Genomic DNA, 12,353 nt, shown 5'->3' with positions numbered 1-12,353 from the left:
TTTGATACCGAGGTATCTAATTTGATTATCATCAACGAGTGCCCACACAGATTGATAGGTTTAAATTTTTAAAGAACGTTTCTTCGAGAAGCTAAACTTTCGTTTTTGAGCCTTTCGGCTTTTCTCTCGAAGTGGGCGGCCATTTTAACTAGATAACTTGTCGTGTCAACCACTTTTCCAAATTATTTTCGTTTAGGCTTTTTGCCCGCCAAACCTGTTGGGCTCTTGCTTTGCTGCCCTCCCGTTTGGTGTGGTGCGCATTATAGGGAGAATGAGAAGCCGCGCAACCCCTTTTTCAATATTTTTTAAAAAAAACGTTCTTTTGATTGAAATACCATCAAAAAACAAAAAGGAGAGTATAAAAACTCTCCTTTTAGCCGCAAATCACTAACAATTAGATAAATGCATACGCATCACCATACATGTGATCAGACTTCGCTTGCTTGTTTTGCGTGAACTGTTCACGTGCAGCGCCAGCCATTTCAAAACGGCCTGCTATATAGATATCGAAGTCTGCGAGTGAATCAAAATCGTCACTGACCGCTTGAAGTACGTTGCCTTGTTTGCCCGTCCACTCAGAAAGTGTCTCTTCAATAACTGGAATGAACTGAATGCGCTCATGAGCATTAGCGATGTCAGCCAGCTCTTGTTTGGCATATAGCTGAGCCTCATCACGACCACCCCAATAGAGATAAATAGGCTGAGCAATGTTTTGGCTAATGCAGTGATCAAGAATAGAACGTACATAGCTAAAACCCGTGCCACCAGCAATCAATAAGATTGGGCGTTGGCTATCTTCACGAATCCACGCTTCGCCATGAGGGGCATCAATCTGAATGTCGCCACCCACTTCAAGTGCATGCTTCATTGATTCAACCACTTCTAACGCATAAGCATTATGCTCCGCAGCACCAATGTGGAGTTCGATCTCGCCTTCATGACGGCAAGGGCTGCTAGCAATAGAGAAAGGACGCTTGTCGGCCTCACCCATTACTACCATTAAATATTGACCTGCTTTAAAGCTAACAGGCTGTTCTGGGTGCAGCAAAATTTGATAGGTATTCGCTGCTAAAGGCTCAATAGACTTAACTTTACAATTGATGGTCATGGTTTATCTCTTTTATTCGTCTCCAAAGGTGATCACCAAATCACTCTTTGGATATGCAAGACAGGAGAACATCCAGCCTTGCTGCTTTTCTTTCTCGGTAAGTAATGGTTCCAAATCATAGTCCACCGCACCTGACTCGATACGGCATAAACAAGAAGCGCAGGCTCCCACCATACAGCGGTGAGGAAAAGCAAGATTCTGGTTGAGCGCAGCCTCTAACACTGTCTGCCCTTCTTCGACTATAAACTCAAGGTTCTGAGGCTTGAGCACTACTCGCTTAGTCATAGGATATTTAGTTCATCCCAAATGCTGTCTATCTTTGCAACCAATGCAGGGTCTTTTTTAATTGGTATGCCCCACTCACGAGTCACTTCGTCTTCAAGTTTATTGGTTGCATCTAAATATGCTCTAGAGGTGCTATCGTTGACCAGCAATGTATCTCTGGACGGATCCATTCTCGTAGTGATCGCCCAAATCACATCATTCCAATCACGCACATTCACGTCTTGATCGCAGGCAACGATAAACTTAGTCGCCAGATAAGGTGAGAGTATAGCCTCTACTCCTTCCATCACCTCAATAGCTTGACCTGCGCGTTGCTTATCTAGAGTCAGCAGTACCATACGATTTGTACCCGTTCCCGGTGCAATATACAAGTCAGTCACCTCTGGATATTGAGCTGTAACCTGTTTCGCCAATAAGGTTTCATCCCAACTATTCGAGCGTTCGATATCTTGTGTTGTTTGATACTTCGCCGCCTCCAGCTCCAACTCTGCATCCCACTTAATCGTGGCATCCAGTCCCATTTTGGAACCTAGACCCGTAACCGGCGATGCAAAGTCCAAAGAATCTATCGGCGTGCTGTCGATCATCAAGGTATCGCGACTCGGTACCATATGGTCATTCATGGCTTGCGTGACTTGCTGCCAATCGCGGCCATTGACGCTTTCATCGCATACAATCACAAACTTGGTGTACATGAACTGTCGCAAGAAAGACCATACCCCCATCATGACGCGCTTAGCGTGCCCCGGGTATTGCTTCTTCATTGTTACCACCGCCATACGATACGAACATCCTTCTGGCGGAAGATAGAAATCTTCAATTTCCGGGAACTGCTTTTGCAAGATAGGCACGAAGACTTCGTTCAACGACACCCCCAGTACAGCCGGCTCATCTGGTGGACGACCTGTATAAGTACTGTGATAGATAGGGTTTTCACGCATAGTAATGTGCGTAATTGTAAAGACGTGGTGCTTTTCTTTTTCGTTGTAGTAGCCAGTGTGGTCTCCATACGGACCCTCATCGGCAAACTCTTGCGGATCAATGTAACCCTCAAGGACAATTTCGGCGCTCGCTGGCACTTCAAGATCGTTGCTAACCGATTTGACCACTTCGGTACGTTCGCCACGCAGCAAGCCAGCAAAGGCATATTCAGACAAAGTATCAGGTACGGGTGTGACCGCCCCAAGGATGGTAGCCGGGTCGGCGCCAAATGCGACCGATACCGGGAACGGTTTTCCTGGATTAGTTTCCATCCAGTCTCTTAGATCAAGCGCACCACCGCGATGCGCGAGCCAGCGCATGATGATCTTATTCTTGGCTATCTTCTGTTGGCGATAGATACCTAAATTTTGACGCTTCTTGTTCGGTCCTTTGGTGACCGTTAGTCCCCACGTTAGCAAGGGTGCGACATCATCAGGCCAGCAACTCATTACAGGGATTTTATCAAGATCGACCTCATCACCTTGCCAAACGACTTGCTGGCAAGCAGCTTTACGTAGCCGTTTGGCTGGCATATGCAGCACTTTCTTAAATAGAGGAATTTTATTGATTGCGTCTTTAAATCCACGAGGAGGCTCAGGCTCTTTGAGGTAGGCCAGCAGTTTGCCTACTTCTCTAAGCTCTGATACTTGCTGTCGTCCCATTCCCATCGCTACACGCTCAGGGGTACCAAATAAATTGGTCAACACCGGCATGTCATAGCCAACCGGGTTTTCAAACAGCAGAGCAGGTCCACCCGCTCGCAGAGTTCTGTCGCTGATCTCCGTCATTTCATAATCAGGGTCGACGGGATATGAGATGCGCTTAAGCAGCCCCTGGCTTTCCAGGTGCTGAGTGAAATCACGTAAGTCCTTGTAAATCATAGGGGATACTTCGCCTTGAAAGAAGGTACCATTATATACGCAAATCTATCATCGGGCGAAATGTCCTCTGTGATGTTGATAAGCTAAAAAAATTCAGTTAGTTAGACAGGGCTTGCAACACCAAACTCGCTTTCACCTGGCTGTTGGTCGACAACACATCCCTCACCCATCCACCATGACCATTCTGCGCCAATTGACTGGCGACAAAACTGGCGTCTTCCACCTTGGTCATTCGTGTCACCAAGAAGGTTTTCACTTCATTCGGTAGTGGCGTGATTTGAGCAAGTTCAGTGATCGCCTGACGTTTTAGGCTCGGATTACGAGCAGCCGCCATGATTTGTTGCTGAGCAAATGGAGAAGAAAGACTCGCCAGCCTCTCTAATTCTACTTGGCTATGATAATCTGCGCGCATTTTCCATAGTAAGTCATATAAGGCTGCGTCTTCATTCACTTGAGCCATTCGCACCAATACGCGAGTTGAAGGCAACCACTCGGTGATATTAGTTTCGGTAAGTTGCTGACTAATAAATGCGTTCGCTTTCGGTGACAAGCTGTCAAACTCTTTGACCAATAAGTCCTCGCGGATCTTACGCTCATAATCGCTACCCTCAGATAGCCAATCACGCAATACCAACTGCTCACTTTCGGCCTGTAGAATAAACTCCAAGGTTTTCTGATCACTGTTCCAACGCTTAATCAATCGCGCAGAAATAGCTGGGTAGTTAAACGCAGGAATAGAAAACTCATAACCATCACCACGCTCAAGCATAGTGTAAGTAGGCGGCAGGGATTTTTGGCCTTGAACGAAAATGGCCATTTTAGGGGAAAGAATACGTTCGTTGTCTTCAATATGTTTGAGCAACAAAAACCTCGCCACCTCTTGCTGAGGTAACGCGAGTCTATTTAACGCAAATTTAAGGCCGTCGGTGTCATCTTGTTCCACCAACAATAAAAAATCGTCAACTTTTTGCAGTACCACTTGGCTTTGCAACCAGCGTTCTACTTCCTGCTGCGTCATTTCCTTAGACGCGTGCACCGGTTGTGAGAATGAAACAACCAATACGAGGAGTAACGACGCTAACCATCCTTGTAGCATATTAACCTCCTGTTAACACACTCAGTATTGTGCGCGTGAAACAGGGGAAGTGCAAACAAAAACGTCACCCCTTAAGGGTGACGTTTAAAATTTGAGACTCGTTGTCCGCTTTGCGGTCGCGATTAACGATTACTGGCGACGCATTGCGTCAAAGAACTCGTCATTAGTCTTAGTCATTGCAAGCTTGTCGATTAGGAATTCCATCGCATCGATTTCACCCATTGGATGAACAATCTTACGTAGGATCCACATCTTCTGTAGCTCATCTGCTTTCGTCAGTAGCTCTTCACGACGGGTACCTGAACGGTTGAAGTCAATCGCTGGGAACACACGCTTTTCGGCAATCTTACGGTTTAGGTGCAGTTCCATGTTACCTGTACCTTTAAACTCTTCGTAGATAACTTCATCCATCTTAGAACCAGTATCCACTAGCGCTGTTGCGATGATAGTTAGGCTACCGCCTTCTTCTACGTTACGAGCTGCACCGAAGAAACGCTTAGGACGGTGTAGTGCGTTAGCGTCAACACCACCAGTAAGAACCTTACCTGATGAAGGTACAACAGTGTTATAAGCGCGAGCTAGACGAGTGATAGAGTCTAGTAGGATAACCACGTCTTTCTTGTGTTCAACAAGACGCTTCGCTTTCTCGATAACCATTTCAGCAACCTGAACGTGGCGAGACGCTGGCTCATCAAACGTAGATGCGATTACCTCACCTTTAACTAGGCGCTGCATCTCGGTTACTTCTTCCGGACGTTCGTCGATAAGAAGCACCATCAATTCACACTCAGGGTGGTTGTGGGCAATGCTCTGCGCGATGTTTTGCAGCAGCATGGTTTTACCCGCTTTAGGTGGTGCAACGATGAGACCACGTTGACCTTTACCGATTGGTGACGCGAGATCAAGAACACGTGCGGTGATGTCTTCTGTTGAGCCATTACCACGCTCCATAGTCATGCGTTCGTTAGCATGCAGAGGGGTTAGGTTTTCAAACAGGATCTTGTTACGCGCGTTATCTGGCTTGTCAGCGTTAACAGTGTTTACTTTTAGAAGTGCGAAATAGCGCTCGCCATCTTTTGGTGGTCGAATCTTACCGGCAATCGAGTCACCTGTACGCAGGTTGAAACGACGGATCTGACTTGGAGAAACGTAGATATCATCTGGGCCAGCAAGGTATGAACTGTCTGCGCTACGCAGGAAACCAAAACCATCTTGAAGAATCTCTAAGACCCCGTCACCAAAGATATCTTCACCACTTTTCGCATGGGCTTTTAAGATGGCGAAGATGATGTCTTGCTTACGCAGACGAGCTAAGTTTTCCAGACCAAGAGATTCGCCAAGTTTAACGAGCTCAGAAACAGGTCTGTTCTTCAATTCTGTTAAGTTCATTGTGGTGGATGTTTGTTTAGTCAAAATAGGATCTGTTTTGTTGTTAAGAAGGATTTGGTCACAGGATCGACCAAGAAGTGAACACTTGTTTAATTAACGTGCGATAAATTATCACTAAAAAAGAGTCTAGTCTAGCTTTGAAAAAAACAAAACCGTGTATTTGTTAAGATACACGGTTTTCGTTACTTCTCATTATAAGTTCTCGTCTAAGAACTCTTTTAGCTGAGTTTTAGACAGTGCGCCAACCTTAGTTGCTGCCACTCCGCCATCTTTGAAAAGTAGTAGCGTTGGAATGCCACGGATACCAAACTTAGGTGGAGTACCTGCGTTTTGGTCGATGTTAAGCTTGCCGATAGTGAGTTTGCCTTCGTACTCATCTGCGATTTCATCGAGGATTGGGGCAATCATCTTACAAGGACCACACCACTCCGCCCAGAAGTCAACAAGAACCGGGCCTGCAGCATTAATTACGTCAGTTTCAAAACCGTCATCCGTCAGCTGCAAAATCTTTTCACTCATCTTTCACTCCGATATTTTTTGTATTGATGAGATAATCACCAACAATTAGATCTCCTATTGGAATGTATTTACCTTCGTATTGCAAGCTTAAGCTGATATTCTATACCGATGAAAAAGACGCATATCACAGAGCAAAAGTTCGCCGATTTGGAGTTGCACCCCCAAATCATTGAAGGATTGGAAAAAAAAGGGTTCGAATACTGTACCCCGATCCAAGCCTTGGCGCTGCCGGTACTGCTCGCCGGCCAAGATATTGCAGGACAAGCCCAAACCGGGACGGGGAAAACGCTTGCGTTTCTCACTGCTACCTTTAACCATCTGTTAAATACGCCTGAACATGAAGGCCGCAAAGCGACACAACCGCGCGCGATCATCATGGCTCCAACGCGCGAACTTGCTATTCAGATCCACAATGATGCGAAACCGCTCATTGAAAGCACGGGTCTAAAAACAGCACTAGCGTATGGCGGCGATAGCTACGACAAACAGCTAGCGAAATTTGAAGATGGTGTCGATATCCTAATCGGTACTTGTGGTCGTATTATCGACTTTTATAAGAAACGAGTATTTAACCTCAACAACATTCAAGCTGTGGTTCTTGATGAAGCCGATCGTATGTTCGACCTTGGCTTTATTAAAGACATTCGCTTTTTGTTCCGCCGTATGCCTGAGCCTAAAGACCGTCTCAACATGCTGTTCTCTGCGACCTTGTCATACCGTGTACAAGAGCTAGCGTTCGAACACATGCATAACCCTGAGCACGTGGTTGTTGAGCCTGAGCAAAAAACGGGTCACCGCATTCAAGAAGAGCTGTTCTACCCATCGAACAATGAAAAAATGGCTCTACTGCAAACGCTTTTGGAAGAAGAGTGGCCCGATCGCGCCATTATCTTTGCCAACACTAAACATAAGTGTGAAAAAGTGTGGGGTCACCTTGCCGCTGACGGACACCGCGTTGGTCTTTTGACTGGTGATGTTCCGCAGAAGAAGCGTGAAAAGATCCTTGAGCAATTCACAAAAGGCGATGTAGACATTCTGGTTGCAACGGATGTTGCAGCGCGTGGTCTACATATTCCTCAAGTTACGCACGTATTCAACTACGACCTACCTGACGACTGTGAAGATTACGTTCACCGTATTGGCCGTACAGGTCGTGCTGGTGCAAGTGGTCACTCAATCAGCTTTGCTTGTGAAGAATACGCGATCAACCTACCAGCGATTGAAGAGTATATCGAGCACTCAATCCCAGTGTCTGACTATGACTCAAGCGCACTGTTGACCGAGCTGCCTGCTCCACTTGTTATGAAGAGCCGCAACTCAGGCCCTCGTCGCACTAATACAGGTGGTTCACGACCATCAAACAGAAAGCCTCAAAGAAGGCCAAGATCACCAAGGTCTTAATAGACCGAGATCTGACATAAGCAGTAATCTGAACAGGAAGTAAGCAGTTTTTATGAGTCTTGCAGTGAATTCTTCACCTTTGTATGCAGCTATCGATCTTGGCTCCAACAGTTTCCACATGTTGGTTGTGCGTCATATCGATGGCAGCATTCAGACCATGGCCAAGATTAAGCGCAAAGTACGTTTGGCCGCAGGCCTTGATGATGAGATGGCTCTCAGTCAAGAAGCGATGCAGCGTGGTTGGGATTGCCTAAGTCTTTTCGCGGAACGACTTCAGGACATTCCAAAGGAAAACATCCGTATTGTTGGTACCGCAACACTACGTACCGCAACTAATGTCGATGTATTCCTAACCAAAGCCGATCAAATCTTGGGTTACCCAATCCAAGTGATCAGCGGTGAAGAAGAAGCAGCGACCATCTATAAAGGTGTAGCTCATACGTCTGGCGGTACTGGCCGTCGCCTTGTAGTCGATATTGGTGGTGCCAGTACCGAGCTCATAATTGGCGAAGGATTCGAGCCAAAAGCATTGACCAGCCTGAAAATGGGCTGCGTCACTTGGCTAGAGCGTTACTTTAAAGACCGCCAGCTGAACAAAGCGAACTTCGAACGTGCTATCGAAGGTGCCAAACAGACGCTCGCCCCAATTCTCGAGCAGTATCAGGGATTGGGATGGGATGTATGTGTTGGTGCCAGTGGCACAGTACAAGCTCTGCAAGAGATCATGCTGGCGCAAGGTATGGATGAGGTCATCACTCATGCCAAACTAAAGCGACTGCAAAAACAAGCGATGCAAGCCGATCATCTTGAAGAGCTCGACATTGATGGTCTAACTCTAGAGCGCGCTTTGGTGTTCCCGAGCGGCCTATCTATATTGATTGCCATATTTGAGCTACTCAATATCGATTCCATGACTCTTGCTGGCGGCGCGCTACGCGAGGGCATGGTGTATGACATGGTTGAAGAGCTACAACAAGATGACATTCGTGCGCGCACCATCAACAGCGTGCAAACCCGTTGTCAGCTCGATGTGGAATACGGCGATCAAGTTGCTGCTACCGCCACCAGCTTATTAGTAAGCTGTGGCAATAAAAGCTGGATTGAAGAGCCACATGCCGTTGCCCTGCTTGAGGCTGCATCAAAGTTGCATGAAATCGGCCTAACTTTGGACTTTAAAAAGGCCGGTGAGCATAGTGCGTACTTACTTCAAAACTTAGATTTACCGGGTTTCACTCGCGCGCAAAAGCATCTGCTTAGTGAAGTGGTTCGTCGATACAAAGACCAGCTAACACCACTGCCATCGCAGCATGCTCTATCGACACAAAGTGCCGAGCGTGTACTGCGACTGCTGCGCTTATCGGTGATCATTACTCACCGCCGTCAGCGTGATCTGCAGCCTCGATTTGCGGTGCAATGTGAGGGCAATAGCCTAACGCTCTCTATCGATAAGCAGTGGTTAGAAGCCCATCCACTGTCAGCGGCAGAGTTGGAAATCGAATCTAACCGCCAATCAGATGCCGGCTGGCCACTGACGATTCAAGCGGTCTAAGTCTGGTTAAGTGGCTCAAGCCTATTACCGTGAAAAAAAATCCCGAACCAAACCGTTCGGGATTTTTTATTTTTAGCTTCTAGAGACTCGTTAGGCTTTTACACCGCTCACCTTTAACTCTGGGTTCACTGCGGTAAGTTTCTTAACCAAGAAGTTGAGCAGCACGCCGTACATTGGAACGAACAGGCCGAGACTGATGACCAGTTTAAAGCCGTAATCGACCAAGGCGATCTCCGTCCAGTGCTCTGCCATAAACGGATCTGGGCTTTGGTAGAATGCGATAGCAAAGAAAGCCAGGGTATCTAGCGCGTTACCAAACAGTGTTGAACAAGTCGGAGCAACCCACCACTGCTTCATTTGGCGCAGGCGGTTGAAGACATGCACATCTAGGATCTGCCCCAGCAGGTAAGCCATAAAACTTGCCGCAGCGATACGAGCGACAAACAGGTTAAATTCACCTAAGTGCCCAAAACCTTGGAACTGCCCTTCAAAGAACAATACCGATAATCCATACGACACCGCCAACGCAGGCAACATGACCAAGAAGATGATCTTACGGGCCAAACCAGCACCAAAGATGCGTACAGTCAGATCGGTCGCAAGGAAAATGAATGGGAAAGTAAATGCGCCCCACGTGGTATGGAAACCGAAAATAGTAAACGGTAGCTGCACCAGATAGTTACTGGATGCGATGATCACCAAGTGAAATAGAACGAGAAATGTCAGGGCTTTGCGCTGCTGCGCAGGAGAAAACGGGTTCATATTGTACCTTTTTCGTTTTGCTTGGGGTTGAGGGAACCCAAGTTGAGGCAAAGCCTCGAGTGACTAATAAAATGGTTTGTTGTGCCGGCTTATTTAACTCATTGTTTCATTAACTAAGCTCAGCGGCGGGCGATTATACATTAATCAATTTAACGCGCAATAGAGGATAATATAGCAAACGTTTTCGAGCTAACGACTGAATGCGTTGTATCAAAATCCGCGACGATATAGTCCAGCTAAGAAATCAAACTCTTCTTTGCTCGCAGAAATATCTAATGCTTCGAGCCACATCGACTCACTGTAATGCTCACCTTTTAAAAGCATGCGACAGCCTTCAAAATCCACCAGCCAAGAGTGAATGTCCGCATCCCACTGCTTTTCCACCGCGGTTGCGCCGAGCTGGTCGAGCATCAACATCGCTAATGAATCAAAGCTATCAAAATCAAAGGAAGGAGTAACGATAAGTAGTTTGCCTTCCTCTTCAATGTATTCTCGAAGACCAAAATCAGCCATGACCAGTTAAATGCTCCTGTATTAAGTCTAGGAAAGGATCGGCATACTTTTCTAACTTGCGCTCACCCACCCCGTTCACGGCAAGCATCTCACCATACGAGGTCGGTAAGATTTCTGCCATATCAATCAAGGTAGCGTCACTGAACACCACATATGGTGGCAAGCCATCTTCATCGGCAATCGACTTACGCAATTTACGTAGTTTGGCAAACAACTTCTTGTCGTAGTGTTTCGATGCCAGCTTATCGGATTTTGCGCTGCGTGCGGCGGTATCGAGTCTTGGTACGGCAAGCTCTAGCGTGGTTTCACCGCGTAGCAGAGGACGCGCTTCTTCTGTAAGCTGCAACGTAGAGTTTCGAGTGATGTTCTGACTCAGTAACCCTTTGTGCACCAGTTGCCTAAAGATACTCACCCAATAGTCATGACTATGATCTCGGCCGATGCCATAAGTGGTTAACTTGTCATGACCATGCTCGCGAATACGGATATTCGACATACCACGCAGCACTTCCACGACGTAACTAATACCAAAGCTTTGATTTACGCGATAGACACAAGAGAGCGCCTTTTGTGCTTCTTGGGTAGCATCAAAATGCTTAGGTGGATCCAAGCAGATGTCGCAGTTACCACAAGGCTGCTCTCGGTACTCACCAAAGTAATTAAGCAGTACCTGACGACGACAGGTTTGCGCCTCAGCAAAGGCGCTCATTGCATTAAGCTTATGACTCTCGACCTGCTTTTGTGGTCCCTCGGGCTTTTCATCCACCATGCGGCGCAGCCAACCCATGTCGGCAGGATCGTAAAGCATCATCGCTTCTGCAGGCAAACTATCGCGCCCGGCTCGGCCAGTCTCTTGGTAGTAAGACTCAATATTACGTGGGATATCAAAGTGAGCGACAAAACGCACATTCGGCTTATTAATGCCCATACCAAAGGCTACTGTCGCCACCACGACCTGGATATCGTCGCGCTGAAACGCATCCTGAACATAAGCACGCTCATCAATGTCCATTCCGGCGTGATAACCCGCCGCCCGGATGTGGTTTCCACACAGCTTTTCTGTGAGCATTTCCACTTTCTTACGACTACCACAATAGATGATTCCGCTGCCGCCCTTGTTCTCGCCAAGAAAGCGCACGATCTGTGAGACAGGCTTATGCTTCTCGACCAAGGTGTAGCGAATATTGGGTCTATCAAAACTGCCCAAGTATTCGTGAGGGTTTTGCAGATTGAGTCTGTGGATGATGTCTTTGCGAGTGGCATCGTCGGCCGTTGCAGTCAGCGCCACAACTGGTATATAGGGAAATTGCTCTTTTAGTCGACCAAGCGCGGCATACTCAGGGCGAAAATCGTGCCCCCACTGAGAAATACAGTGCGCTTCATCCACAGCAATCATCGACAGCTCAATATGCTCTAATCTTTCGATGAAGTCGTGCATCAACACGCGCTCTGGTGACACATACACCAACTTGATCTGTCCACTGTTCATGCGGCGATAGATATCAATCAACGCCTCCCTCGACTGAGTCGAGTTAATGCACTCTGCAGCGACACCGTCAGCTTTGAGTTGGTCAACTTGATCTTTCATCAGAGAAATTAGTGGCGAGATAACCAGTGTCACACCGGGTCTCACCAAGGCTGGAATTTGATAACACAGGGATTTACCGCCACCGGTTGGCATGATAACTAGGCCATCGTTACCCGCAATGGCACTATCGATAACCTCTTGCTGTCCCGGACGGAACTCTTGATAGCCGAAAACGGACTCTAAGACCGACTGCGAACTGGGTGACGATTCAGATTGTTCTGCAGCGAGTACAGCGGTCATGCAATATCCTGATGAAAGTCTTTAATTGGTCGAAAACGCTA

11 protein-coding genes are annotated in these 12,353 nt (G+C 47.1%); 2 read left to right on the top strand and 9 right to left on the bottom strand.

Going from position 1 to position 12,353, the window contains the following annotated elements; translation table 11 throughout:
- Positions 1 to 394: 394 nt before the first annotated feature.
- The 6 genes from fre to trxA form a co-directional block, all read right to left on the bottom strand.
- Complete coding sequence (gene fre / locus ACVA6Q_RS23715) at positions 395 to 1,108, bottom strand: NAD(P)H-flavin reductase (RefSeq protein ID WP_353497538.1); 714 nt, start codon at positions 1,106 to 1,108, stop codon at positions 395 to 397.
- A 12-nt stretch (positions 1,109 to 1,120) separates the two neighbouring features.
- Positions 1,121 to 1,393 carry a 2Fe-2S iron-sulfur cluster-binding protein gene (locus ACVA6Q_RS23710; protein WP_042478889.1) on the bottom strand — a complete coding sequence of 91 codons (273 nt, stop codon included), beginning with the start codon at positions 1,391 to 1,393 and terminating at the stop codon, positions 1,121 to 1,123.
- A complete protein-coding gene (gene ubiD / locus ACVA6Q_RS23705) occupies positions 1,390 to 3,255 on the bottom strand; it encodes a 4-hydroxy-3-polyprenylbenzoate decarboxylase (protein ID WP_446649111.1) in 1,866 nt (621 codons plus the stop codon). The genes ACVA6Q_RS23710 and ubiD overlap by 4 nt, the downstream gene beginning before the upstream one ends.
- Before the next feature lie 97 nt (positions 3,256 to 3,352).
- A complete protein-coding gene (locus ACVA6Q_RS23700) occupies positions 3,353 to 4,351 on the bottom strand; it encodes a hypothetical protein (protein ID WP_446649110.1) in 999 nt (332 codons plus the stop codon).
- Between the two features lie 129 nt (positions 4,352 to 4,480).
- A complete protein-coding gene (gene rho / locus ACVA6Q_RS23695; protein WP_252012937.1) occupies positions 4,481 to 5,740 on the bottom strand; it encodes a transcription termination factor Rho in 1,260 nt (419 codons plus the stop codon).
- A 192-nt stretch (positions 5,741 to 5,932) separates the two neighbouring features.
- Positions 5,933 to 6,259, bottom strand: a complete 327-nt coding sequence (gene trxA, locus ACVA6Q_RS23690; RefSeq protein ID WP_042478899.1) for a thioredoxin TrxA — start codon at positions 6,257 to 6,259, stop codon at positions 5,933 to 5,935.
- 108 nt (positions 6,260 to 6,367) lie between these two features.
- Here trxA and rhlB point away from each other — a divergent pair, with 108 nt between their 5' ends.
- Both rhlB and gppA read left to right on the top strand, forming a co-directional pair.
- Positions 6,368 to 7,660, top strand: a complete 1,293-nt coding sequence (gene rhlB, locus ACVA6Q_RS23685; protein WP_353497535.1) for an ATP-dependent RNA helicase RhlB — start codon at positions 6,368 to 6,370, stop codon at positions 7,658 to 7,660.
- 52 nt (positions 7,661 to 7,712) lie between these two features.
- The gene (gene gppA, locus ACVA6Q_RS23680) at positions 7,713 to 9,209 is read left to right on the top strand and encodes a guanosine-5'-triphosphate,3'-diphosphate diphosphatase (RefSeq protein WP_446649109.1); all 1,497 of its coding nucleotides are present in this window, start codon (positions 7,713 to 7,715) and stop codon (positions 9,207 to 9,209) included.
- A gap of 90 nt (positions 9,210 to 9,299) precedes the next feature.
- On the opposite strand, the gene ACVA6Q_RS23675 is transcribed toward gppA, so the two are convergent.
- From ACVA6Q_RS23675 to recQ, 3 genes are all read right to left on the bottom strand, one after another.
- Positions 9,300 to 9,971: a 7-cyano-7-deazaguanine/7-aminomethyl-7-deazaguanine transporter gene (locus ACVA6Q_RS23675; RefSeq protein ID WP_446649108.1), complete on the bottom strand. Its 672-nt coding sequence runs from the start codon at positions 9,969 to 9,971 to the stop codon at positions 9,300 to 9,302.
- A 210-nt stretch (positions 9,972 to 10,181) separates the two neighbouring features.
- Complete coding sequence (locus ACVA6Q_RS23670; RefSeq protein WP_446649107.1) at positions 10,182 to 10,484, bottom strand: DUF3630 family protein; 303 nt, start codon at positions 10,482 to 10,484, stop codon at positions 10,182 to 10,184.
- Positions 10,477 to 12,312 carry an ATP-dependent DNA helicase RecQ gene (gene recQ, locus ACVA6Q_RS23665; protein ID WP_446649106.1) on the bottom strand — a complete coding sequence of 612 codons (1,836 nt, stop codon included), beginning with the start codon at positions 12,310 to 12,312 and terminating at the stop codon, positions 10,477 to 10,479. Before recQ ends, ACVA6Q_RS23670 begins: the two co-directional genes overlap by 8 nt.
- Positions 12,313 to 12,353: the final 41 nt, after the last annotated feature.

The organism is Vibrio sp. DNB22_10_4 (assembly GCF_052879755.1).
Note: the sequence above shows the minus strand (reverse complement) of the source record. Positions and strands in the feature narration are given on the sequence as shown.

Excerpts from the sequence above, each read along its gene's own strand:
- ACVA6Q_RS23675 (WP_446649108.1), bottom strand. The coding sequence starts at position 9,971 with ATGAACCCGTTTTCTCCTGCGCAGCAGCGCAAAGCCCTGACATTTCTC.
- ACVA6Q_RS23700 (WP_446649110.1), bottom strand. The coding sequence starts at position 4,351 with ATGCTACAAGGATGGTTAGCGTCGTTACTCCTCGTATTGGTTGTTTCA.
- rhlB (WP_353497535.1), top strand. The coding sequence starts at position 6,368 with ATGAAAAAGACGCATATCACAGAGCAAAAGTTCGCCGATTTGGAGTTG.
- ubiD (WP_446649111.1), bottom strand. The coding sequence starts at position 3,255 with ATGATTTACAAGGACTTACGTGATTTCACTCAGCACCTGGAAAGCCAG.
- fre (WP_353497538.1), bottom strand. The coding sequence starts at position 1,108 with ATGACCATCAATTGTAAAGTTAAGTCTATTGAGCCTTTAGCAGCGAAT.
- ACVA6Q_RS23670 (WP_446649107.1), bottom strand. The coding sequence starts at position 10,484 with ATGGCTGATTTTGGTCTTCGAGAATACATTGAAGAGGAAGGCAAACTA.
- ACVA6Q_RS23710 (WP_042478889.1), bottom strand. The coding sequence starts at position 1,393 with ATGACTAAGCGAGTAGTGCTCAAGCCTCAGAACCTTGAGTTTATAGTC.
- rho (WP_252012937.1), bottom strand. The coding sequence starts at position 5,740 with ATGAACTTAACAGAATTGAAGAACAGACCTGTTTCTGAGCTCGTTAAA.
- recQ (WP_446649106.1), bottom strand. The coding sequence starts at position 12,312 with ATGACCGCTGTACTCGCTGCAGAACAATCTGAATCGTCACCCAGTTCG.
- trxA (WP_042478899.1), bottom strand. The coding sequence starts at position 6,259 with ATGAGTGAAAAGATTTTGCAGCTGACGGATGACGGTTTTGAAACTGAC.
- gppA (WP_446649109.1), top strand. The coding sequence starts at position 7,713 with ATGAGTCTTGCAGTGAATTCTTCACCTTTGTATGCAGCTATCGATCTT.